The sequence below is a fragment of the Photobacterium malacitanum genome, assembly GCF_900185615.1.
GTDB lineage: Bacteria > Pseudomonadota > Gammaproteobacteria > Enterobacterales > Vibrionaceae > Photobacterium > Photobacterium malacitanum.
In genome coordinates, this window is record NZ_FYAK01000004.1 from 1 (window position 1) to 24,325 (window position 24,325).

General features: G+C 37.0%; 18 protein-coding genes and 6 tRNA genes. 7 read left to right on the forward strand and 17 right to left on the reverse strand.

Annotated features, from left to right (window positions below; all coding sequences use genetic code 11):
- Positions 1 to 46 precede the first annotated feature (46 nt).
- The 5 genes from PMAL9190_RS11290 to PMAL9190_RS11310 all read right to left on the reverse strand — a co-directional run bounded on the left by PMAL9190_RS11290 (position 47) and on the right by PMAL9190_RS11310 (position 557).
- Positions 47 to 122 (reverse strand) — tRNA-Asn (locus PMAL9190_RS11290).
- Between the two features lie 7 nt (positions 123 to 129).
- A tRNA-Tyr gene (locus PMAL9190_RS11295) sits at positions 130 to 214 on the reverse strand.
- A 9-nt stretch (positions 215 to 223) separates the two neighbouring features.
- Positions 224 to 299: transfer RNA gene (locus PMAL9190_RS11300), tRNA-Thr, on the reverse strand.
- Between the two features lie 50 nt (positions 300 to 349).
- Positions 350 to 426, reverse strand: a tRNA-Asp gene (locus tag PMAL9190_RS11305).
- A 40-nt stretch (positions 427 to 466) separates the two neighbouring features.
- Positions 467 to 557, reverse strand: a tRNA-Ser gene (locus tag PMAL9190_RS11310).
- Positions 558 to 1,157: 600 nt separating this feature from the next.
- Between PMAL9190_RS11310 and PMAL9190_RS11315 the strand changes: the two genes are divergently transcribed.
- Positions 1,158 to 2,588 (forward strand): sodium-dependent transporter, encoded by a 1,431-nt coding sequence (locus PMAL9190_RS11315; RefSeq protein WP_087845296.1) that lies wholly within the window; start codon positions 1,158 to 1,160, stop codon positions 2,586 to 2,588.
- A gap of 322 nt (positions 2,589 to 2,910) precedes the next feature.
- On the opposite strand, the gene PMAL9190_RS11320 is transcribed toward PMAL9190_RS11315, so the two are convergent.
- Complete coding sequence (locus tag PMAL9190_RS11320) at positions 2,911 to 3,504, reverse strand: hypothetical protein (protein WP_087845297.1); 594 nt, start codon at positions 3,502 to 3,504, stop codon at positions 2,911 to 2,913.
- A gap of 394 nt (positions 3,505 to 3,898) precedes the next feature.
- Positions 3,899 to 3,989, reverse strand: a tRNA-Ser gene (locus PMAL9190_RS11325).
- Positions 3,990 to 4,192: 203 nt separating this feature from the next.
- Here PMAL9190_RS11325 and PMAL9190_RS11330 point away from each other — a divergent pair.
- The 3 genes from PMAL9190_RS11330 to PMAL9190_RS11340 all read left to right on the forward strand — a co-directional run bounded on the left by PMAL9190_RS11330 (position 4,193) and on the right by PMAL9190_RS11340 (position 6,267).
- Complete coding sequence (locus tag PMAL9190_RS11330; protein ID WP_087845298.1) at positions 4,193 to 4,900, forward strand: SDR family oxidoreductase; 708 nt, start codon at positions 4,193 to 4,195, stop codon at positions 4,898 to 4,900.
- Between the two features lie 116 nt (positions 4,901 to 5,016).
- Complete coding sequence (locus tag PMAL9190_RS11335) at positions 5,017 to 5,901, forward strand: DMT family transporter (protein WP_087845299.1); 885 nt, start codon at positions 5,017 to 5,019, stop codon at positions 5,899 to 5,901.
- Between the two features lie 111 nt (positions 5,902 to 6,012).
- Positions 6,013 to 6,267, forward strand: coding sequence for a hypothetical protein (locus PMAL9190_RS11340; RefSeq protein ID WP_087845300.1), 255 nt, complete (start codon positions 6,013 to 6,015; stop codon positions 6,265 to 6,267).
- A 48-nt stretch (positions 6,268 to 6,315) separates the two neighbouring features.
- Here PMAL9190_RS11340 and PMAL9190_RS11345 read toward each other — a convergent pair whose 3' ends face one another.
- From PMAL9190_RS11345 to PMAL9190_RS11390, 10 genes are all read right to left on the reverse strand, one after another.
- Positions 6,316 to 6,885, reverse strand: coding sequence for an Lcl C-terminal domain-containing protein (locus tag PMAL9190_RS11345; RefSeq protein ID WP_087845301.1), 570 nt, complete (start codon positions 6,883 to 6,885; stop codon positions 6,316 to 6,318).
- A 1-nt stretch (position 6,886) separates the two neighbouring features.
- A complete protein-coding gene (locus tag PMAL9190_RS11350; protein WP_087845302.1) occupies positions 6,887 to 8,368 on the reverse strand; it encodes an Lcl C-terminal domain-containing protein in 1,482 nt (493 codons plus the stop codon).
- 3 nt (positions 8,369 to 8,371) lie between these two features.
- Positions 8,372 to 10,684, reverse strand: coding sequence for a proprotein convertase P-domain-containing protein (locus PMAL9190_RS11355; RefSeq protein WP_087845303.1), 2,313 nt, complete (start codon positions 10,682 to 10,684; stop codon positions 8,372 to 8,374).
- 15 nt (positions 10,685 to 10,699) lie between these two features.
- Complete coding sequence (locus PMAL9190_RS11360) at positions 10,700 to 12,814, reverse strand: TonB-dependent hemoglobin/transferrin/lactoferrin family receptor (RefSeq protein WP_087845304.1); 2,115 nt, start codon at positions 12,812 to 12,814, stop codon at positions 10,700 to 10,702.
- A 37-nt stretch (positions 12,815 to 12,851) separates the two neighbouring features.
- On the reverse strand, positions 12,852 to 14,816 hold the full coding sequence (locus tag PMAL9190_RS11365; RefSeq protein ID WP_235004348.1) for a prolyl oligopeptidase family serine peptidase: 1,965 nt from the start codon (positions 14,814 to 14,816) through the stop codon (positions 12,852 to 12,854).
- 229 nt (positions 14,817 to 15,045) lie between these two features.
- A complete protein-coding gene (locus PMAL9190_RS11370) occupies positions 15,046 to 16,089 on the reverse strand; it encodes a histone deacetylase family protein (protein ID WP_087845306.1) in 1,044 nt (347 codons plus the stop codon).
- Positions 16,089 to 17,120, reverse strand: a complete 1,032-nt coding sequence (locus tag PMAL9190_RS11375) for an extracellular solute-binding protein (RefSeq protein WP_087845307.1) — start codon at positions 17,118 to 17,120, stop codon at positions 16,089 to 16,091. Before PMAL9190_RS11375 ends, PMAL9190_RS11370 begins: the two co-directional genes overlap by 1 nt.
- Before the next feature lie 291 nt (positions 17,121 to 17,411).
- Positions 17,412 to 19,352: a monovalent cation:proton antiporter-2 (CPA2) family protein gene (locus PMAL9190_RS11380; RefSeq protein ID WP_087845308.1), complete on the reverse strand. Its 1,941-nt coding sequence runs from the start codon at positions 19,350 to 19,352 to the stop codon at positions 17,412 to 17,414.
- 2 nt (positions 19,353 to 19,354) lie between these two features.
- Positions 19,355 to 19,972, reverse strand: a complete 618-nt coding sequence (locus PMAL9190_RS11385; RefSeq protein ID WP_087845309.1) for an NAD(P)H-dependent oxidoreductase — start codon at positions 19,970 to 19,972, stop codon at positions 19,355 to 19,357.
- A 104-nt stretch (positions 19,973 to 20,076) separates the two neighbouring features.
- On the reverse strand, positions 20,077 to 21,024 hold the full coding sequence (locus PMAL9190_RS11390; protein ID WP_235004349.1) for an AraC family transcriptional regulator: 948 nt from the start codon (positions 21,022 to 21,024) through the stop codon (positions 20,077 to 20,079).
- 222 nt (positions 21,025 to 21,246) lie between these two features.
- Between PMAL9190_RS11390 and PMAL9190_RS11395 the strand changes: the two genes are divergently transcribed.
- The 3 genes from PMAL9190_RS11395 (at position 21,247) to PMAL9190_RS11405 (ending at position 24,190) form a co-directional block, all read left to right on the forward strand.
- Positions 21,247 to 22,398, forward strand: coding sequence for an iron-containing alcohol dehydrogenase (locus PMAL9190_RS11395; protein ID WP_087845311.1), 1,152 nt, complete (start codon positions 21,247 to 21,249; stop codon positions 22,396 to 22,398).
- A 163-nt stretch (positions 22,399 to 22,561) separates the two neighbouring features.
- Positions 22,562 to 23,350, forward strand: a complete 789-nt coding sequence (locus tag PMAL9190_RS11400) for a phytanoyl-CoA dioxygenase family protein (RefSeq protein WP_087845312.1) — start codon at positions 22,562 to 22,564, stop codon at positions 23,348 to 23,350.
- Between the two features lie 339 nt (positions 23,351 to 23,689).
- Positions 23,690 to 24,190 carry a hypothetical protein gene (locus PMAL9190_RS11405; RefSeq protein WP_087845313.1) on the forward strand — a complete coding sequence of 167 codons (501 nt, stop codon included), beginning with the start codon at positions 23,690 to 23,692 and terminating at the stop codon, positions 24,188 to 24,190.
- Positions 24,191 to 24,325 lie beyond the last annotated feature (135 nt).

Here is a 24,325-nt window from a genome sequence, read left to right on the forward strand (position 1 = left end):
ACCCCAGACGTAAAAAAGCCCGCAATTGCTTGCGGGCTTTTCTATTTGGCTCCCTCTGCTGGACTTGAACCAGCGACATACGGATTAACAGTCCGCCGTTCTACCGACTGAACTAAGAGGGAATTATTATGGTGGTGGGGGAAGGATTCGAACCTTCGAAGGCAGTGCCGGCAGATTTACAATCTGCTCCCTTTGGCCACTCGGGAACCCCACCGAAATTTAATGGTGCCGACTACCGGAGTCGAACTGGTGACCTACTGATTACAAGTCAGTTGCTCTACCTACTGAGCTAAGTCGGCACAAAATTTCGTTACACAGCATGTTAATAAATTACACTGCGTCTTTATGTTGGCGGAGCGGACGGGACTCGAACCCGCGACCCCCGGCGTGACAGGCCGGTATTCTAACCAACTGAACTACCGCTCCAATTCTTTATGAAACTCGATTTCATCGAATTTCTAGAATATGGCGGAGAGATAGGGATTTGAACCCTAGATACGCTATAAACGTATGCCGGTTTTCAAGACCGGTGCTTTCAACCACTCAGCCATCTCTCCAATGCCGCGAATAATATAGTCGATAACGGTAGCTGTAAAGTAATAATATTCAAAAAATTACCAATTGCATTTTTATCAACCAATGAAAACTAAAAACGACCAAAACAAGAACAATAAAGCATCATTCATACACTTTCATCACAAGTAACCGTTATTACAACTATAATGACGACAACACACCTAACTTATGCTCCCATAAAAAACATTAAAGCAGCATAACCACCTAATTATATCCAATATAACGATAATCTATGTTGCTTACATCGATATCAAACGAAATCCTTGTCTACACAAGATAATATACACTTTAGCATTTTATGCTATTTATCAAGCCTTACCAGAATAACAGTAACAATTTGTTTATTAAGGATATTTATCATAAATCAATAATAAAACATCATGCTTAGTGTTTATCTTAATGTAATTTTCCGTTTAAAAACCATTAAATACATGATAAAAAGTAGTTAATACATTTAACATCTTTATATCTTTTCAAACACAACTATTAAACCTTGATCTTATTCTCTTAAACAATTATGCGCTGTAAGTATATTATCTATTAAAAATCAAACGCTTTTATTTATAAACACAGGATTACGTATGGATACAACATCATCAACAACACCAAATCGAGGAACATGGAGTTCAAAGATTGGCTTCGTGATGGCAGCAGCAGGATCTGCTGTAGGTTTAGGTAACATTTGGAAATTCCCTTACACCGCAGGTGAAAATGGCGGTGGTGCATTCGTCGCTATCTATCTATTATTTGTTATCGTGATTGGTTTTAGTGTGATGCTAACAGAATTTGCTGTTGGTCGAAAAACAGGACTATCAGCAGTCGGAGCATTTAAAACAACAGACCGTCGTTGGACTTTTGTCGGCATTCTAGGCGTACTTAGTGGTCTATTGATCATGGGCTTCTACCCTGTTGTCGGTGGCTGGGCCATTGCCTATATCTATAAAGTTTCTACTGGTCTACTAAGTCAACCCGACGCGATTGGTGACAGTTTTAGCGGTTTTATTGCTAATCCTCTGCAACCTCTATTTTGGATGGGACTATATCTCTTCTTTAATATTTTAGTGGTTATGCGTGGTGTTTCTGGTGGTATTGAGAAAGCCGGTAAAGTATTAATGCCACTGTTATTTATCATTTTAATGATTGTATCAATCAAAGGATTAATGTTACCTGGTGCAATGGCAGGATTAGAGTTCTTGTTTAAGCCTGATTTTTCAAAAATTGATAGTTCCGTTGTATTAGCAGCATTAGGACAAGCGTTCTTCTCATTAAGCCTCGGTATGGGCTGTATGCTGACTTATGGTAGTTACCTCCGCAAGCAAGAAAACCTTGTACAAACAACAGCAATGGTTACCGCAATGGATACAAGTGTCGCCCTACTTGCTGGTATCGCAATGTTCCCTGCCATGTTTGCTTTTGGCATGGAGCCATCAGCGGGTCCAGGTTTAGTATTTGTCGTAGTACCACAACTGTTTGCCGAAATGGGTGAAATTGGCTTAGTACTCGCTATTTTGTTCTTTATCGGACTAAGTGTGGCAGCACTCACATCCTCGGTATCATTACTTGAAGTTGTTGTTGCTTATTTAATTGATGAAAAAGGCTTCAATCGTATAACTGCGGTACTAACAGCCAGTGGTGTAATGGCATTACTGTGTATCTTAGCGTCTTTATCTATTGGTGGATTTGGCCCAACCCTGTTCCATACGGGCGCTTTTGATATTTTTGATTTGTTAACCGATAAGATCTTCCTTGCTATTGGCGGTATGTTGGTATGTTTATTTGCTGGCTGGCGTTTAGATCGTAGTGAATTGAAAAAAGAAATCACGAATGACGGTAAGGTTTCATTCCCACTGTTCAATGTGTGGTATATGTTGATCAAATATATCATTCCAGTAGCTATCGCAATTGTTGCTATTGCTGGCGTTAAAGCAGGCTTTGATAGTAATAAAGGTGAGATTATGATCCTTGGTTTAATTATCATTGGTCTGTGCGGGATTTTCTCAAAGAAACTCTAACGATCATAAACATATAATCCACTTTGCCGCTGATTATTATCAGCGGCTTTTTAAATTGTCTAAATAAGTCATTTTTTAGATCCTTGTTGCCATTTGTGGTTACAGGTACACTCTGCTAACCATTAACATTATACTCATAAGGGATTATTCATGAAAAATATTATCGCATTTATCTTATTAGGAATGGTTGTAACTGGCTGTGCAGGATCTCAAGGTACTACGATTCAAACCCATGGCAGTATTGAAGCAAGACAAAGTATTAATTAATCATAGTCATCATAATTATTGTCATAAACCGAGCCAAAACTCGGTTTATATTTTATTAGATTACTCTCAATTCCTCGAAGTACTGCTTTAACTTATTTAAAAAATATAGCCGTTCATCAGCTGTTCCATGATCGAGAACGTTATAAGCTTCCTGTAATAATGCTAATTCACTACCATTATTTTCAGCAACCGTTAATTGCTTAGCCTCTTTAGCTAGTATTAATTGTGCTCGCTCTGATAACACCATTAAATCAATTGATAATCCAGCTAACGACAGTAACTTCCGCCAAGCCGTATACGGTATTTGCTGATCACGACTACTACCAAGCCAGCTGTTAAGGGTTCTATTACCTTTTGCTGTCACACCTAGTTGAATCGATATCTCTGTTTTAGATACTCCAAGGGTTTCAACTAAATAATTTACAACACATTGAACTTGCTGTTTAGTTGGCGCTATATAATTGTTATCCGTAATTGATAATAAACACTCGCTGTCAGGATTGATTACCTCACAGCCAACCATAAACATTTGTTTTATATGAGCATCAGCAGTAACACGTAACATATCCATATATTCAACGCGAGTACAATGTTGCTCAAAATCACTAAAAAGCTCTTCGATTGTAAAATACTGAATTTTATCTTCCATTTATGTTTTATCTTCCATTGAGTAATAAAGGCTAACATCATCAATCATAGTCATAAGATATAACATATTAAACAGAAAACACTTGTCCTTGTCATAGTCAGTGACGTTACGTGAGCAAGATCTCATTCAAAAAAACATAGGACAGCCATAACTTTCCTTCTAAAAATTAAAACAATTCACTGATATCTTTTAGGCTCGATCATACCTTGAGCAGATCACGGATATTAGGCTGAGTAAATGATAGCCTCTAAGCAAAAATTTATGGGTGTCCACTACTTCTCTACTTCTTTGGAATACTTCGAACCAGCAAGTACCGCGGGGAAAATGGAATAGAATGATAAATCATTTGGTTCAAACGTAAAAAAGCCGCTATAAATAGCGGCTTTTTAATGTGTGGCGGAGAGATAGGGATTTGAACCCTAGATACGCTATAAACGTATGCCGGTTTTCAAGACCGGTGCTTTCAACCACTCAGCCATCTCTCCATGCGGCGTATATTATAGAGGACGATGTTTTATGTAAAGCGCTTATTCCCAAATGGAATTCAACTGTACAGTTATGATACTACTTTAAATGTAATTGTATATTTTATCACAGACTCAACCTTATTCTTAGTACGCTATAATGCTACTTAATGATCATAGGCAAACGATGCGAAATCGTTATGCACAATTTCAAGGATGATATAATGAATGCATTAATTATTGGTGGTTCTGGATCTATTGGACTTGCAGTTATCAAACAGTTATTGCTACTCAGGCCTCATGCGCACATCCATGCGACATATTTTCGCCACCAGCCCGACTATCAACATCCACAATTACATTGGCATGCGCTAGATATTACGATTGAAGCTGATATTGCTAAGCTTACTGCCCTATTTCCCCAACTAGATGTGCTGATCAATGCCGCTGGCGTGCTCCATACTGCTGGGCATTTACCTGAAAAATCCATTCAACAGTTTGATGTCAATTTTTTCCAAACCAATATTCAAACAAATACCTTACCGACATTGCTACTTGCTAAGCACTTTATGGCATCATTAAAAACTTCACCGCGTAGTTATTTTGTCACGATCTCAGCCAGAGTCGGCAGTATTGAGGATAATAAATTAGGTGGTTGGATCAGCTATCGCAGCTCTAAAGCGGCATTAAATATGGCAATTAAAACCATCAGTATTGAATGGCAAACAAAATTACCTTCCTGCTGTGTGGTGGCCTTTCATCCTGGCACTACTGACAGCGCTCTTTCTCAACCTTTTCAACGCAATGTTGCTTCACATAAACTATTTACACCACAATATACTGCGCAATGTTTATTAAATATTTTATCGACGTTAACCCCTAAAAATAGCGGTCAATTTTTAAGTTATAGCGGCGACACCATTGCTTGGTAAAGATCCACTAGCGACATCAACATCAAACCATATTATATTATTATACTTCACGCTAAATTCATCATAACATGCTGCTTTATTCGTGCTATTCGCTGCTATTTATTTCGGTAGGTATAATGAAAAACCGTTCTGTTGGCTTTGCAATGACCATCTTAATTATTGGTAATTTAGTGGCAGTGCTTTCTGATGCTTTAATTAAAACCATGGGTAGAGATGCGGCTGTATTTCAGTTTGTATTTTTTCGCCAATTGTCAGCGGTGATCATCTTACTGCCTTTTTGTTTACGTGCGACCAAACAAAGCTTTTTAATTGGCTTAAAATGGCATTGTGTACGCGCACATGTATGGTTATTAGGTGCGGTATTTATGGTGATCTCATTAAGCACACTGCCGCTGGCCACTGCAAACGCTATTTTCTATGCCGCCCCCTTGATCATGCTTCCGCTCGCCATGGTGATGTATGCTGAAAAGCTAACCCGTTATTCTATCGCTGCAGGTATTATTGGCTTTGCGGGTGTGTTAGTTATTGTACGCCCAACCGATATTAGTTGGGCTGCTTTTGGTGCATTAGTGGTTGCCTTTACTATTGCCGTTAATAACCTTTTTATTCGAAAACTCCCGACCGAGCAGAGTGTTGCTCAGACCTTATTGCTGACGAACTTAATCGGTATGCCAGCATCACTGATGTTAGCACTATGGGAAAATAAACCCTGGGACTGGTCGCCACTGATTACAGCATCAGGCTCAAGTGCATTAATTTTGGTATATGCGGCAACGTGTGTCGTTGCTTACCGTGCTGCTGAAAGTAATAAAATAGCCAGTGCGGAATACAGTGGATTAATTGGTGCGGTTATCGTGGGCTATTTATTGTTTAATGAAGTACCTGATATCACCACCTTAATGGGAACAGTAATGATCATAGCGCCACTATTATGGTTAGCCAAAGTTGAATCAAAACAGCATAAAAAAGATTCAATTCAAGCGATTGCAGTTAATGAATAATACAATCTTTCATTGCAGAAGTTACTGCATACAAAATCTATAACTCAGCATATGCTATTTTTAGCCACAGAGAAAATGTGACTTTAGCGTTACTTACATAGGATATCTGTAATGAAAAAAGCACTTAAAATTAATAATATTTACGTCAATATGGAAACTATTGTTGCCTTTGATCTCAATTATAAAATTGATGGTAACCGTGCACTTTATTTACTAACTAACTGCACTGAGCTACCTTTTTTAGAGATTGAAGTTGATGATATTAACTTTGATAAGTGCAGCGATTATCAAGCACAAAAAGTTTCTTCTACCGAATTTATTCGTATTAAACGCGAGTTATGTGTTTATATGGGGATCACGCTTTAGTGACTAAGACGACCCTGTCTACCAACAAGGTCGTCTTGTTATTTTTTCTTACTCAGCAACTAATAAACTACTATAAGTTGCAGCATTTCCGCCCTGCTTAAAGATAAGCCCATCACTCAGACCAAAAATATATGCTTCGTCTGCTATCATGCTTGGAGTCGCAGACCAAACTGTTCCTGCAACAGAATATGCATCCTTTACACTATTTGGAAACGCAATACGATTAACCGCTGGAATATAACAAGATGTCTCTTGCAATGACTGTAATTCCTTAATATTTGGTAATCGCCAATGTTTAATACCCGCAAACTGGCGTAAATAATGTGATGATAATGGGCTATTAATATTTTTGACTGTCATAAGTGCAGACTGCCAACTATTTACCATTGGTTCACCTGTACACGAATTTTCAGTCGCATCCCAGTGCATACCAACGAGACAACGCATCCAAGTTAATCCCGTCTTAATATCTTTAACAGTACCGTTATTGTTCATTATATAGCGACTATTGGGTGCACTTAATGGCACACCTTGTAAACAAATTTGATCGGGTGCTGCATAAACAGAATTAGCAAATATCGCAATAACTAATATTAGCATTTTATTGGTTAATTTCATTTTAATATTCCTTACTTGCGACCATTCGAACGGGTAATGTATTTGCATCCTCACAAGACTTTCCACTCGCAGAAACAGATTTTGGACAAAGAATTAGATTACTAGCATCAGTATGACCCGTTGTATCACCAAGTTGATCAAGTCCAATAAAATGGACATTTTCATAATATGAAATAGCGCGAGAACTATTCCAATACCAACCCGCGCCCCAATCACCTTTGATCATATTGGGGAAATAAGATAAATCCATACCACTTGTTATTCCTAAATTAGGCTGTACTTCAGCGGCACCTAAATCAAGTAAATCAAATTGTTCTGATGCTGTTGGTAAACGCCAATTTTTTTTGCCACATAATGCTCTTTGATTTAAATATTTTGCATATTGTTGAGTATTGCACATTGATGAATCACTATCGGTGGAACAAGTCGCTGCCGCTATATCACCCTGATTAGGTGTATATCCCGATGCCTTGATCGCAAACAAACGATTTTTATCACGCGGGCTCGTTACATCGTCAATTTTAACTTCCCATATAAGTCCTGTATTACCATCTTCAACACATGTCCACTGCGGTGCGGATGGAGGTAACTCATTACCCTTGTTATCTAATTTAATTAGCTTAAAGCCTTTAACTCCTGCACGATCTAAACCATACTGAGCATCTTGCCCTGGATATTCTTCACTAGGATATGACTGTAATTTCCCATCAACTAAATAAGACGTCACTCCTGTATCATTACTGCCAACAATTATTAATTGTTGCTGTCTAATTTTATCTTTTACTGTTTTTATCGCTTGCGCATTATTACTTACAAACGCGGGTACTAACTCATCAAGATGCTCACCAAGTTGACTAATCGTCGTTATATAGTTCTGATTATTGAGACGATTTAGCTCAATAAAATATTGAATTAAATTATGGTTAAACAATTCATATTTTTTCTGAGCAACTGCATCACCTAATGCAATACTATTAAGATCTGTAATTTGTGGACTGATCGTTTTTTGCAATAGTAACGTCATTTTATTTACAGCATCTAAAAACGATAGTGGTAATGAAACTCGATTCATCAACCCATAAATCAAAGTAGATACAGGCGCTATTGATAGTATGCTGTGCTCTGGATAATTATTAGCCGCAGGAATTAATAAACGAAACTCTTCAGATGTTTGAGAAGATTTAGCAGAGACAACTATCGCCTGTGTCAATAACTCTGTATTATTATGCTGTAGAGAAAAATCACCACGTGTAGATACCGTATTAATGTCTTTCTCGCTACAACTCAAATCACCATCAAGATCGACACATACTGAAATATCATTACTAATTTCAGAGCTGTTCGCGAGCTCACCTTGTAATTTATAGTTCAACTGTGTCGAACCAGAAGTAGTCGTTGCAGTTAATGAGTCAGATGAACCACTATTACACCCAACTAAAGCTAAAGCAATAAAAGACCCAATAATAGATATTTTATAATTCATAAATTAATCCTTTTTACCATGACCGAAATGACGAATAAATAAAGCTGATACCATTAATAACCAAGATATCCAGCCAACACTACCTCCTGATTTAGAATTATTAGTAACCAATGATTGTGATTTATGCTCATGTTTTGAATCGGTTTTATTTGAATCCGGTTGTTGATAACTTGAAATATTAGCAATTCCCCATGACACTAATTTTCCTTTTTCACCCGGGACCCGATCAATAATTTTCAATTGCCATAACCCTTTTAATGGTATTCCGACTAATGCTTTCAATTTATTATTATATTTAGCCATTAATAATCGCTTAAATTGCGTTGGCTTAATATTCTCATAAACTAATAATGGTATTTCTTGATCACCTGCGGGCGTAATAATACTGATTTTAAGATCAGATATACGTGGATGCTCAATATCCAATGAAATAGCAAAGTTATCGCTTAGTAAGTCCTCACTATTAATAGCAAGTGACATATTTTTTTCACCTACAGCAACCACACCTAAATCATTTATAGCCTTTGCATCGACTAAAAGAGAATTAACATCCTTTACTGGTAAAGAAAGTATTGGTTTACACATAACAAAAGGTAACTGTGTATTCTGTTGCTGTACTTTCTGAGAATCTCCAATATTAATACTGGTATTAATATCTACCCAAAAACGTTCACCGCAACGTGGAGCTTGTGATAAATTAACATTAACTTTCAATGCTTGATGGTTATTAAATTTCTCAAATTCATAACCTTCACTTATTGACGGATTAATATCAATCACAACATTACCTAAAGGCGCATGAGTCATATTATAAGCATCAACTGTTAATGATTGATGATTATCGTTCTTCTCCAAAAATTGAGGTGCGTAATAAGCAATACTATTTGATAAAATATTATGCTGTTGAAAATAAAATCTAAATGTCTTGGCATAATAAGCATCATGAGGATGTAGAAGATGCGCAGCTTGAATAATACTTTGGGCTGCCTGGGGCATTGTCGCTCCAGCACCTAATGCAGCAATACCTTCCCATATAATCTTATCAACTTCTGCATGTGCAATATCTCCCTTCTCAGCCACTGCTGCTTTTAAGGTTGAGAATAAAGGTGTTGACCATAACTGATCGACATTTGATCCATTGCGAACAACATGGGCTGGATATTCCAAACCGGATATATATTTAGCTTCACTATCATTAACGGTACGTGTTGATACTTTACTAGTATTAATACCATCCCACCGAAATACAGTATCAATATCATAATATGGATTATTCCTATAAGTGTAAGAAGCTGCCCAATAATCACCTAACCCTTCACCAATAGCACCAGTATCACCTTCTTCCCAATTACTAATTAAACGATAGTTAATCATATGTGCCAGTTCATGCAAAATAACACCAGCATCTTCCGCATCGGCAGACATACCATTACCAAAAACAATCAGATTCTGTGCACTATAAGTCGTTGAATTATCTTTATTACCGAAAAAAGCATCTACCCGTACTGGTTGTGAAAAGAGATCAAAACCAAGACTATTTAAATAACGAATAGATTGATCAATATGATAAAAAGCCATGGTATTTAAAAATGCAGTATCACCCGCTTCATAATCAGCAATATCACGACGATAAATAAAATCATTTACAGATGTTGTTAATCCTTGCTGACTATTTATCACATCCGCTTCTTGGATATTATCGCCATCAATATCGAATGCTTTAACATCGACCATCTGCACGCGGCTATTCGATAAATAGCGCACGCCATTAATCTCTGTAACCTCAATATTTTCATGCTGTTGATAAACACTTTGGGGCAATACTTGTGTATATTTTAAAGTGGAACTTTTAAGTTGTGTTACAGGATCAGGATCGAATACCTGTACGACAGCATCAACGGTTCGTGCTGCTGTAACATCAGCATGGTCGCCCATCATATCAAGTTGTACTTGGCGCTGATCAAGTTTTGCATTAGTACATTGATCTGCTGACTTTAAGTGTGTAAACAACTGAATGACTTGATGTGTTTTTTTATCCACATCCACGACCACAGTACTATGGCATGCTTTACCATTAACAATATCTTGATAAAATCGATATTGTTTTGCCGCTAAACTCTCAGTTTCTTTATCAAACACGAGTCCAGTCAGTGGTTCACCAGCTAATAATGGATATTGAGATTCGACCCACAGACGAGCATCATCTTCTGATGATATTACTGCTGGTTGAGATGGGAAATAAAGTTCACTTGCGATTACAAAACTGGGAGTAAATAATAATGATGGTATTATCATCGCAAAAATATTTTTTTTCATAGTAAATCCCTTTATTTAAAACTTATAACTCATAGATACATTAAAATTACGTCCAGCTTCAGTATTATATCTATTGTTATATTCCGATAGACCAGCAACATCTTGATAACGAATATATTCATGATTCAAAATATTATTGATATTGGCATTAACACTAAGGTTATTAATTGGCTCATAACTAAAACCTAAATCAACCGTTCCCCACCCAGATGTACGCGAACACGATAAAGGATCGACACTATCTCCACACTGCGGAACTTTATTCATCGCGGCAGCAAAATTCCAACGTACAAAGGCATCAAAATCTTGGCTATAATCTAACGTTAAACCGCCTTCCCATGGGGATGACGTTGAAATATAATTACTTTCATCATCCTTCGCCGTGACAACAGAAAAATCAGCAGATGCCGTTAATGTTTCTGTTAATTCAGCACTTGTGCTTAATTCAAAGCCATATGACGTTACTTTATCAACGTTAATATAACGAACTTCCATACGCCCGTTATCTTCATTGAAACGATCGTTATGTGGACTAATAAAGTTATTATATTTACTATAAAATACAGCTGCATTTAGCGTATAAATACCTTGTCTAGCTTTAAACCCTAATTCAAAGTTATCACTGGTTTCAGCTTCTAAATTATAATTAGGTAAAATATCAAATGGTGGAATACCATCATGTGGTACATAACCATAAACTTTGGCATAATTAGGCGCGTTAAAACCACGGTTATAGCTAAGATAAGCCTTAAGATCTTGATTAAAATTATAAGCTACAGATAACGAAGGTGATAATGCGTCAGATGTCATGTCATCTAACGTTGATAAACCATTTAGGCCAACATTAACAAATTGACTTTTATTTTGAGGCTGCATTAACTGATAGTCATAACGCAATCCTGCACCAAATTCCCAATCATTCCAGTTAATATCATCGTGGATGTAAAAGCCCATTTCGTAGGTATTAGCATCCGCAAAGGGGTGGCTACGTTCTAAGCTTGAATGACCATTAAAATCAACTCGTTTATCCATAATACGCCGATGATTTTTATACGCCGTATCCACACCCCACACAATATTATGTCGCTCTAATTTGCGTTGGAACTGCGTTTTTAATCCATATTTTTGCTCATTAAACTCACCACGTTCAGCATAATAATAATGTTCAGTAATATTTCTATTTTTCTTATGCTCATAATAATGTTTTTTACGATCACTATTTGTATTAGCGTAATAACCAATTACTTTAGCATCGTCAAACAACATCATTCCAGCATCATTATAAAGATAAGTCAGTTGGTATTTATCTGTTGTCGTATCATTTTTTTCATTATACTCGTTAGTTAAAAACCCTAGCTGTTCATTACGAATCATACTATCTTGATATCGACTTAACTTGGTTGAAATTTGCTGATGATCACCAATATAAAAATCACTACTTAGTGATATATTAAAGCCATCAATATCACGATTATAAATAGCATGATCATAATTATCTGAGCCATTACCCCGCCATTGGCTATAACGAAGTAAATGTTCAGAATCACCTATACGTTGAGCAATATTAACTGTACCTTGGTATTTATTACTTTCACCAACATAATTTGTACTTACCTCAACAGCGGTATCTTTCATTGGCGTTAAATAGTCACTTGCATCTTTAGTCGTAACTATAACCATTCCACCTAATGCACCTGAGCCATACAATGATGAACCACCACCTTTTACAACTTCTATCTGTTTAGCTTCGGTTAAATCAAAACTATTACGTCCAACTTTATCGTTAAGATCTGTCGCACCATAGCCATCACCAGTTTCAACATCATCAGAGATAATTTTAATTCTATTACCTCTAACACCACGAATAGTAATATTTTGTGGTCGTCCGGCACCGCCGCTAACACTTACTCCCGCAACATTTTTAAGAGCATCGTATAATTCCGTTGCTCCTTGTTGACGCATATCTTGTTCAGTAACGACTGTAACTGAGCCATTAACTTCATAAGGCGTTTTTTCAATTTTTTGTGCTGTTACTAACACTTCTGAAAATTCTGTAATATTGTTATTAGTTTCTGCATATACATTTCCACTAAGCGTAGAAATAGCTACAGCAATCACTGTCTTCTTCATTATAATATCTTTAATTGTAAGCTATTTTTAAGGGTAATTATTTATTAAGCGACGATTGATTTAATAAAAACATATAATCCATTGCTTGCTGAGATAAAGCTTTTTTACCATCTGTATTATGGCCAGCTTTTAAATCAGTTAATAATAAATAAGGGTTAGTTACTGTCGAATTTTTTTTAATTTTCGCAATATACTTTGCAGCCTCCCAAAAAGGTACTCGGCTATCATAAAGCCCACTACGAACTAATATAGGTGGATAAGGTTGTGACTTAATATTATCAAATGGACTATAGTCAGCAATAATTTTACGTTGCTGAACGTTATTAGGATTCCCCCATTCTTGGTATTGTTGTGATGTTAGCGGTAATGATGAATCAGACATACTGGTTAACACATCAACAAAAGGTACTTGTAATACCGCAGCTGTGAATAATTGCGGTTGTTGATTAATAGCTGCTGCCACTAAGGTACCACCAGCACTTGCTCCTATCGCTAAAATATCACGCTTAGCCTTAAGCTCCTTATTCGCTAATAACGGTATAGGGCTATAATGTTGCATCTTTTTCGCTACTGCAAGGAAGTCGCTAACGCTATTTTGACGATGAATACCAGAGCCTGCTTTATGCCACTCTTCACCATTAAAACCACCGCCACGTACATGCGCTACAGCATAAATAGCGCCTTTATCAGCAAGTGAAATAATTTGCGGCATAAAATATGGTCTCATTGTAACCCCATAAGAACCATAACCATAAAGTATAACAGGTGATAATGGTGAAACTTTATCCTTACGAAAGATCAAAGAGACTGGCACGCGAATACTACCATTCATCACTGTAATTTGTTTAGCTGTATAATTATCAGCATCAAAACTCTGATAGGTATCAGCAGAACTACTAACCAAATTACCTTTATTAATATCAATCGCTTGCCAAGCTGCTGGCTGTTTTAAACCCATAGTACGAATATTAATGACATTACTATTCGCATCAGTATTATTAGCCAACCACCCCACACTGGCATCAGCAGATAATTTTTTAGAAAACAAAATATTGCCATCATGATCGTAACTATTAAGAAAAATTTGACCTTGATCTTTAATTTGAAGAATCACATTTTTATTAGATATAAACCAACGCTCTATATCACTTTTAGGATCAATGATTTTCAGCCAATCATCATGTTTACCCACACGATAAATTGCAAAAGAACCATCTTGATTTGATTTAATAAACCGCTGGTTTTGAACACTATCAACATAATATTCAACACCAGGCAGCCGTGCTCTAACTAATACTTTTTGAGTAATATTATCTCTAGGTATTAAGTATTGTTCACTACTACTTTCATCGTTACTTTGAATAACAATATATTTATTATCTGTTGTTACATAGCTAGAAACTAACCATTTTGGATCGCTTTCATTGAGTAGAACATGTTTTTGGGTTGTTACTAAGTTAATCGATTCAACTTTATATGGTCTATATGTTAACTGGCTATTTTTAACTATAATAATATTATTATCATTAGCCCAAATAACATTATCACTATAACCTTGACTACTACGATAGATAACTTTACCACTACTAATGTCAAGCACAGTAACAGTATAATTATCATCACCTACAGTATTTTCAGTAATAATAATTTTCTTTAGATCAGGACTAATCGACCAATTACCATGTCGATAATATTTATAATTTTTAGCGCGCTGATTAAAATCAACTATAACTTTATCAGTATGCTCATCGTCAGTAACTAAGATACCATAACCATTATTAATGATTTTATATTTATGACCATTAATATTATTCCATGGCTGTTCAGCTTTATGAGTTGGCATATTTTCCCACTCAGATAACAGCTTTTGTTGTCCGCTAGACAATGATGCTAAATATTTTTCAGCCTGTTGATTATTATCTACTAAAAAATCTATTACTCGAGGCTTTGCTCGAGTTTCATCTCTTAGCCAACACTCATCACAATCATTATTTACCAACATATGAGCCAAAACTAACGGCGCTAAAAACATAAGACCAATACTTAAAAGAAATATAAAAAAGTGCAGCTATACTAACAACAAAAAAGCACACCATCAATAATGATTCTCATTTAGATTTATATCAGTCTATTTTTTACCCAAACACCAACTCTTACTTATAAAAAAAGCGATAACCATCAGGCTATCGCTTTTAATTTCACATATATTTTAAATTATATAGTATAGATAATTACACTAACGCTTTATTAAAACCATCAAGCACTGCTACCGTATTATGACCTAAGTCATCAACCGCATAGCCACCTTCAAATACAAATAATGTTGGAATATTTAATAAACCAATCATCCAGCCGATCTTTGTATAATCATTACGTAGCAACTTAAAATAACTGATCGGATCGTTTGCAAAAGTATCCATACCTAATGAAATAATTAATGCTTCTGGCTGATATTCTGCAATACGAGCCAATGCGGTTACTAAAGCAGGCTCATACACTGACCAATCGGTTGTATTAAGCGGTAACGGCAAATTGAGATTAAAACCAATGCCTTCACCTTCACCCTCTTCATCAGCAAAGCCAAGATAATGGGGATAATCGTAATCTGGATCACCATGAATCGATGCAAATAATACATCGCTACGATCATAGAAAATACTCTGAGTACCATTACCGTGGTGATAATCAATATCTAATACTGCTACGCGCTTTGCCCCTTGGCGAATAAAGCTTTCCGCTGCAATTGCGGCATTATTTGCATAGCAATAGCCACCCATTAAATCGGATGCCGCGTGGTGACCAGGTGGGCGACACAATGCAAACGCAGCGTGCTCACCTTGTTTAATTAAATCGACTCCTGTTAATGCGCATTCTGTCGCAGCGACAATCGCTTTCCAAGAGCCAGCTGTAATCGCAGCAGTCATATCGAAACTGTAGTAGCCTAAACGACCTTCGATATCTTTGGGAATACGATTACGCAAGTGGCGTGCTGGTGCAAAACAATATGGTGAGGCATCATGCATATCACCAAAAGCTTCAACCCATTGATCCCAACAACTTGCGAGAAAATCAACGTAATCATCCGTATGTACCCAACGCATCGGTGCATCACCGTAGCTATTAGGCTCCACCATCGTAAAACCACCATGACTATTGAGTGCATTAAGCACCATGTCAGCACGCTCTGGCTTTTCAAAACATGGCGTTGCTTCACCATTTAAAAATTCAAAACGTACATGATGTAAACGTTGTTTTTCCGTGTAGATAACTTTCATTATTTCTTCAACTCCATCCAATAGCGCTGATAAATGGCTGTTGCTTCACCAACATCGGCCAAAAATTGACCTTGTTGCTTAATCGCTTTGGTTGGAAAAATAATATCACTATTACGAATATTGTCAGGAAGATTATTTAATGCCGCTAAATTAGGCGTTGCATAACCAATTTCAGTGACTATTTTGGCTTGATTTTCTGGTTTTAATAAGAAATTAATAAATTGATATGCAGCATCTTGTTGCTTACTCGCAGCAGGAATAACCATATTATCCATCCAGAAGATAGTGCCTTCTTGTGGATAAGCAAATTTCAGTGCTGGATTTTCATTTGCTGCACGCACAGCGGTACCATTCCATTGCATACCAACAGATACTTCACCGGCAATGTAGGGAATATGCGGTGCATCTGAATTAAACAATGCCACATTTGGCATCAAGCTTTTCAAGGTGTTATAAGCTTGCTTAATTTCAGCTTCATTACGACTATTTACACTATGGCCATTCATGATCAGTGCCATACCAAACACATCACGCGGATCGTCAGTTAATAATACACTGCCTTTAAACTCAGGCTTCCATAAATCTTTCCACTGCGTGACTTGCTTACCATCAACCACATCACTGTCATATCCTAAAGCAGTGCTACCCCACAAATAAGGAATCGAGTATTGGTTATTAGGATCAAAAGGCTGATTTAAAATCGTGCTATCTAACTGAGAAAATGCAGTAATTTTGCTATGATCCAGTTTAGCTAATAAGCCTTCATCAGCCATTTTAGAAACATAGTAAGTTGATGGAAATACTAAATCGTACCCTTTACCGTCGATCATTTTGATCTTGGTATACATCGTTTCATTACTTTCAAACGTTGAGTAGTTGACCTTGATATCCGTTTCTTTGGTAAATTGTGTCAATAATTCTGCAGGCAGATATTCTGACCAATTATAAATATTTAACGTGGTATCAGCGAGAGCCGGTTGAGCAACAAAAGAACTAAGTAGAAGCGATGCGAGTAGATTTTTTTTTAACATTTCACCTATTACCAATATTTCAATAAAGCTCGAAATAAGCTTTTAATATTGACAATAGCATAAATAAATTTATGTCAGTTATATCCAAATTGTATGTAAATGCTACCGTTATACATATTTACACACATTTGCACTAAAGTGTGATGTTATCATTGTTCCAAATTATATTGTCTTTATCACCTGCTATATTGGTTGCTCAAGCTGAATAAATAGCTAAATAACGCATAATAAAAAGGTGCTAATACGACTGTATTTAGCACCTCTTGTTTTAATTATACGCTTAACTAGAATTTAACTTTCTTTTTTATCGGCCTGCATTTGCTCGGCTTCTTCAATAAAGTTTTTAGGTGGTGGTGTCCAACCACGTTCTGATTTAGTGTGCTTATCAGTACGCTCTTGCTTCATTGCCTCACCTAATGTCTGTTCTAATTGCATAAATAATTCAACATAAGAGCTGTTAAAGCGATCTTCTTCGGTGCTATCACGCCACGTTTGATACAACAACTCTTTGCTTTTTGCTTCTGTTTCAACAAACATTGCTTTTTGCTGTTCTGCCCTAAATGGATGCACACCAAGCTCTTTTAACGCTTGTGCGCCCATTGCTAGTGCTGAACGATAAGTTTCACTGATCACATAATCAGCACCAGCACAACGTAATGAGTAATGATGGCCTCGATCATAAGCACGTGCTAATACACGTACATGCGGATAAGTTTGTTTAATATAGTGCACTAACTCAGTAGCACGCTCTTGATCATCAATTGCAACCACAAATACCTTAGCATCTTCAATGCCCGCAGTATGCAATAAATCATGTCGCGTCGCGTCACCAAAATAGCTCTTAATATCAATCTGACGCATATTATCAATTTGAGTTACGGAATGGTCGAGTACTACCGTTTTCATACCATTAGCACTTAATAAACGGTTAACTATTTGACCAAAACGGCCAATACCAGCAATGATAACTTTACCTTGCTCGTCTATTTCATCCGCTTCTCGATCATTTTTAGCAGCACTAAATCGCGGTAAAATAACTTTATCAAATAAGATAAATAACCCTGGGGTTAAGAACATCGATAAGGCAACCACTAGCGACAATGTTTGGCCTAATTCGGCAGGTAATACATTATTTTGAACCGTGTAATTTAGTAATACAAAACCAAACTCACCCGCTTGTGCCAAACTAAGCGCAAACAGCCATTTATCACTGCCTTTTACTTTAAACACAAAGGCTAAAATAAATAGCACCAATGCCTTAATCAGCATAACACCTAGTGTTAAACCAATAATAAGACCAAATTGATCAAACAAAATACTGAAGTTAATCCCAGCACCAACGGTAATAAAGAACAGCCCTAGTAATAATCCTTTGAACGGTTCAATATTTGATTCAAGCTCATGGCGGAACTCACTGTTTGCCAGCACCACACCGGCAAGGAAAGTACCTAGCGCTGGCGATAAACCAATAAGGCTCATTAATGCTGCAATACCAATAACTAACATTAATGCTGTTGCTGTAAATATCTCACGTAATCCAGAGGCGGCAACAAAACGAAATAATGGACGACTTAAATAATGCCCACCAACCACCACACCTGCAATCGCAAGGATCACGACAATCGCGTATCCCCAACCAGGTAACCCAGCAACTAAACTAAGATCGTCATGATGTTCTGCGGCAGCAGCAACAGTTGTTTGCGCTTTTTCAACTAATTCAGGTAATGCCAATAAAGGAATTAATGCCAACATTGGAATAACGGCAATATCTTGAAACAGCAATACTGAAAACGCACTTTTTCCGCCTTCAGTTTTTGTTAGCCCTTTTTCACTAAATGTTTGCAGTACAATAGCAGTTGATGACAATGAGAAAATCAAACCAATCGCTAATGCATAAGTCCAACCAACACCGAGTGCACACGCAATCCCCATTACCACAGCAGCAGTCACAACGACTTGCAGCCCGCCCAAGCCCAATAAACGATGACGCATGCCCCACAGCATTTTAGGTTCAAGTTCTAGGCCTACGATAAACAGCATCATTACCACGCCAAATTCAGCAAAATGCTGAATAGTGCTCGTTTCACTGCCAACTAACCCAATAACAGGACCAATTACAACACCAGCGATTAAATAACCTAATACTGAGCCTAACCCAAATCGTTTCGCAATAGGTACCGCAATGACTGCCGCAACTAAATAAATAAATGCTTGTAAAAATATACCAGTCATGACTACTCCGTGATCACACTATCAAGATTATGGTTTAATTTTGATAATTTACTCGCGACATCATAATTGAGCTTATTATCAGCAATAGCAACTAACACACGGCGCCAGTTTTCTAAATGTTTAGCAACACGTTGCTCTTCCGTTGCCGTTCCAGCACCAAACAAAGCAAACGGTGCTAAAAACTCCATGCCCGTTAACTCTGCCATTTGCTCTAGCGGTTGTAATAATTCACGAATCGTAAAATGGTTAAAACCTTCTTTACGGTAACTTGATTCAGATCCACCAGCGGTCAGTGCACAAAGAAACTTTTTGCCTTGTAGCGCTGTGCCCTCACTGCCATAAGCAAAACCGTATTCCAACACTAAATCTTGCCACTCTTTCAAGAGCGAGGGTGTGGAGTACCAATACAATGGGAACATAAACACAATCACATCGTGGTCACGTAAACGTTGCTGTTCTTTATCAATATCAATACGGTATCTAGGGTATTCTGCGTATAAATCGACAGTAGTGACATGATCGAAACCTTTTGATGCATTAAACAATGGCACATTGATTTCAGAACGATTTTGCGATGGGTGCGCAAACAGGATCAAAATTTTCTTATGAGGCTCAGACATTATTTTCCTTATTATTTTGCCTTATGATGATGGTTATATATTGCTAAAAGCATTTTTATACATTTTAACTACAATTGCACACTATTTCATTCCACCGAGATATATTACCGAATAAATCCAGTTTGTTCATGGACTTTACTTGGTGGTAGGCCAAAATAACGTTTAAATTCACGACTAAATTGGGTTGGACTTTCATATCCAACTTGCCCTGCTGCAACATTAGCAGCCATTCCTTGTTGCAGCATTAATGTTTTAGCATTATTTAAGCGTATTTTTTTAATATATTGCAGCGGCGGATCGGTCACGACTTGCTTAAAGACTTTATGAAATACCGACACACTCATGCCAGCCATCGCCGCTAATTCATGCACATGTAATTTAGTCGCATAATGCTGTTGTACATAATCAATGACTGCTGAAATTTTAGCTAAAACACTGTCTTGTTCACAATACTGCGCCAATAAATAGCCCTGCTCACTATGCAATAAATAATAAAACAACTGTCGTATAAGCGAGGGGCCGAGCACTTGTGCATCAAGAGGATCGTGCAATACTTCTAATAACTGTTCGACACTGCGATACATGCGTTCAGTCATTTGTGCTGTCGCCACACCACAACTCCCTTCATAATCGAAACGGCTATGCTGCTGGGCCTCTATCATTGCTACTAACTGTCCAATAACCGTAATATCAAAGTCGATATTGATCCCCATTAACGGTTGTTCATATGATGCAAAGGTTTCACAAACAATCGGATAAGGGGTGGTGACTAATAAACACCGGTGTGGATCATAATTAAATTGATGTTGATTTAAGTGACCAATTTTTCGACCTTGAAGAATAATAACAATACCTTGCTCATACATTTGCGGGCTATATTTGCGATAACCGTCGATTCTGAACAACTTTATTCCAGCTAAACAGGTATCAACTCGACCAGATCGTTGTGCTAACCCATAATATTCACATAATGAGGTCGCAAGCGTCGTTAATACTGGCGGTATCACAACAGGCAGATTAACAGTTGAATGCTGAATGTTCTCTATCTTCACGAGATTAACCCTTAATTTTATTTCATTTACCTTAGCAGACCATTGCCACAAATCAATCATCAATACCTTCAATAAAAGAGAAATAGGCAAGTATTAAAGAGAATTATGTATTAAGTGAAACGGCATTATCACCTAGACTGTAGCCATTAAAGACAGTTAGTCTTTGATAAAACAAAATCATTATAATAATCAGCGTCAGCGTGCTGCTGAGAGGAAAAAACAATGGACAAATTTACCTATCAAAGCCCTACAAAAATTCATTTTGGTGAAGGCCAAATTGCTGAAATTGCCAATGACATTCCTAAAGATAAGAAAATCTTAGTGATTTATGGTGGCGGTTCAATCAAAACCAACGGTGTGTATGAGCAAGTTGCTACCGCACTTAGTGGTTTTAATTGGGACGAGTTTGCGGGCGTTGAGCCAAATCCACAATATGACACTTTGATGCAAGCTGTTGCTAAAGTAAAAGCTGAAGGTTTTGACTTCCTACTGGCTGTTGGCGGTGGTTCTGTGGTTGATGGTACTAAATTCATTGCAGCTGCAGCGTGTTACGAAGGTAACGATCCTTGGGAAATCCTTCATGACCAAGCACCAGTTATTACGGCACTACCTATTGGCTGTGTATTAACCCTGCCTGCAACAGGTTCTGAAACTAATGGTGGCTCTGTGGTTTCTCGTGGTAAAGACAAGCTATTCTTTGGCTCACCGTTGGTAAAACCGACTTTTGCTATTTTAGATCCACAAACCACTTTAAGCTTATCACCACGCCAAGTGTCTAACGGTGTTGTGGATGCTTTTGTTCATACGATGGAGCAATACCTAACTTTCCCTGTAAATGCTAAAGTCCAAGACCGTTTTGCGGAAGGGCTATTGCTTACACTTATCGAAGAAGGCCCGAAAGCCCTTGCGACCCCAAATGATATCGCTGTTCGCGCTAATATCATGTGGTCGGCAACACAAGCATTGAATGGTTTAATTGGTGTCGGTGTACCACAAGATTGGACAACGCATATGATTGGCCATGAGTTAACTGGTAACTATGCTATCGATCATGCGCGTACATTAAGTATTGTACTACCAGCGGTAATGCAGGTTTGTCGCACAGAGAAACAAGCTAAATTAGTTCAATATGCAGAGCGTGTATTTGGTATTACTACTGGCACTACCGACGAGCGTATTGATGCCGCTATTGCTCGCACTATTGCTTTCTTTAAAGAGATGGATGTTCCAACGTCATTGGCAGATGTTGAATTAGGCGCTACAGATATTGATGTGCTGATTAACAGCCTTGAGAAACACGGTATGACCGCATTAGGCGAACACGGTAAACTGGCAATTGCAGATAGCCGTAAGATTTTAGAGACTGCATTATAATCATCACCTAATGATAATTTGATACATATAGAGGCTAGGTATTTCATCATACCTAGCCTTTTTATTGATAATATTAATTGCTTGGTTACATGATACCTATCTGGCATTATGCGCCAAACAATACCGTAATCAGTCAACGGTACCAAAAGCATAAAGGTAGTCTGTGGTGGTAAATAGCCAGCAATTAAGTAACAGTTACGACAAAGATGGTTACTTTGTTATTAGAAATTATTTTGATGATGCTCAAATTGCATCATTGAGAAAAGTCGTTTTAAAATTCCATGAATTATGGAAGGCAGACAATAAAGAATTCTATCAAGAAGAAGCATTTAACTCATCGTTAATTACAGGCAGCGAGTATTTAGCTATCGACGATAGAACGGTACTTTTTAACTTCATCAGCTCAAAAAAAATCATGCAAGTAGTCGATGCAGTAATACCTAATAACCCTGCATTTATGAATACACAGCTATTTTTTAACCCTGTTAATCCGCAACAAAAAGATTTTTGGCATCGCGACTGTCAATATGACTATGACATTGATGATCAAATGCGAATCATCCTTGAAACGCAAGTGCTTCACCTTCGTATACCTTTATTTGATGAACCCGGTATGGAAATCATCCCCGGCACCCACAAACGATGGGATAATGAAGAAGAATATAATGTTCGCCAAGAAGTTAATGGCAAACTCAGTAACGATAGCATCTCTGGCGGTAAACAGATTGCACTCGCCGCAGGTGATTTATTAGTCTTCTCTGCCGATATGATCCACCGCGGCCTATACGGATTAGATCGCTTGGCGTTAGATATTTTAATCTTTGATTCAGCGGCTGACTATGTCGATTACGTCGATGATGATTGCTTACCTACTCCATCGATACTTAATAATATTACTGATCCAAGATTATTTATAAATACGCTACAGCTAAAATCGATGGCGTGTGCTTAACCAATAAAAATCCTAATTCCAAAAGCGAGGTATTAATACCTCGCTTTTTTGTGGGCATTCTTTATTGACCATTGCGAACACAACGATCATTCCAGTCTATATAGTCACCCATGGTCGATGTGTAATGTAATAGCTGCCCATTATCCTTTCTTAACTCTCTACTATGAGAATGAAAAATATTAAATATTTATTATTAACATTTTTAGTTTTTATTTTTGTTATTTTAACTCAATCAATGTTTCAGTATTATTGAATCTTAGTAAACCAAATAAACACAATAGTAAAAGGAATATATTGAATGTTAAGCAATATAATGACACCAAGTAAGGTAAAGGTAAAATGTTAAGTAAATTAAAGCTGTTAAATTTTAAAATTATACCAATTCAAATTTTTCTCTTCGCATTTTGGTTTAAAAATGGATTTATAGATAAGTTATTTGGTGTTACTGCTAACGTACTATTTCCACATATTGCTTACAAAGGAGACTCTTGGTCTGGATGGAAGTCATATATAACTGGCAACTGGGATAAATCTTCAGTTGCTCATATGCTCTTTACGCCTATATATGACTATATGTTTCCATTGATAATTATATTGCAATGTTTACCTGCAGTAATTTTAATTATAGCAATTATGAAGGGTGAGTTTTTAAATGATAAAGATAGCGTATTTACTCAACGTTCCGCTGTTGCCTCACTGTTTGTAACTTCAGTATTATTATTTAGCCAAACAATATCAGGAGCACCAGACGGACAATATTTATGGCAATTATTAGGGTTAGGAATGATCTTAATAATATATCTCAAACAAATATCAAACAACTTGCTAGTGAGTAACTAACAAATAAGCATGAAAGCCTCTTTAATTAGAGGCTTTATACACGGAACTGTCATGAAATTCATCGTATTAAACATTATAAAATACAAAAAACGGCCACATCATTATGATGATATAGGCATATTAGGATTTATACTT

Bases quoted from the DNA above. Each gene is read 5' to 3' on its own strand.
- PMAL9190_RS11375 (WP_087845307.1), bottom strand. From the start codon at position 17,120: ATGTTAAAAAAAAATCTACTCGCATCGCTTCTACTTAGTTCTTTTGTT.
- PMAL9190_RS11315 (WP_087845296.1), top strand. From the start codon at position 1,158: ATGGATACAACATCATCAACAACACCAAATCGAGGAACATGGAGTTCA.
- PMAL9190_RS11380 (WP_087845308.1), bottom strand. From the start codon at position 19,352: ATGACTGGTATATTTTTACAAGCATTTATTTATTTAGTTGCGGCAGTC.
- PMAL9190_RS11385 (WP_087845309.1), bottom strand. From the start codon at position 19,972: ATGTCTGAGCCTCATAAGAAAATTTTGATCCTGTTTGCGCACCCATCG.
- PMAL9190_RS11335 (WP_087845299.1), top strand. From the start codon at position 5,017: ATGAAAAACCGTTCTGTTGGCTTTGCAATGACCATCTTAATTATTGGT.
- PMAL9190_RS11350 (WP_087845302.1), bottom strand. From the start codon at position 8,368: ATGAATTATAAAATATCTATTATTGGGTCTTTTATTGCTTTAGCTTTA.
- PMAL9190_RS11360 (WP_087845304.1), bottom strand. From the start codon at position 12,814: ATGAAGAAGACAGTGATTGCTGTAGCTATTTCTACGCTTAGTGGAAAT.
- PMAL9190_RS11355 (WP_087845303.1), bottom strand. From the start codon at position 10,684: ATGAAAAAAAATATTTTTGCGATGATAATACCATCATTATTATTTACT.
- PMAL9190_RS11395 (WP_087845311.1), top strand. From the start codon at position 21,247: ATGGACAAATTTACCTATCAAAGCCCTACAAAAATTCATTTTGGTGAA.
- PMAL9190_RS11345 (WP_087845301.1), bottom strand. From the start codon at position 6,885: ATGAAATTAACCAATAAAATGCTAATATTAGTTATTGCGATATTTGCT.
- PMAL9190_RS11365 (WP_235004348.1), bottom strand. From the start codon at position 14,816: ATGTTGGTAAATAATGATTGTGATGAGTGTTGGCTAAGAGATGAAACT.
- PMAL9190_RS11340 (WP_087845300.1), top strand. From the start codon at position 6,013: ATGAAAAAAGCACTTAAAATTAATAATATTTACGTCAATATGGAAACT.
- PMAL9190_RS11330 (WP_087845298.1), top strand. From the start codon at position 4,193: ATGAATGCATTAATTATTGGTGGTTCTGGATCTATTGGACTTGCAGTT.
- PMAL9190_RS11405 (WP_087845313.1), top strand. From the start codon at position 23,690: ATGTTAAGTAAATTAAAGCTGTTAAATTTTAAAATTATACCAATTCAA.
- PMAL9190_RS11320 (WP_087845297.1), bottom strand. From the start codon at position 3,504: ATGGAAGATAAAATTCAGTATTTTACAATCGAAGAGCTTTTTAGTGAT.
- PMAL9190_RS11370 (WP_087845306.1), bottom strand. From the start codon at position 16,089: ATGAAAGTTATCTACACGGAAAAACAACGTTTACATCATGTACGTTTT.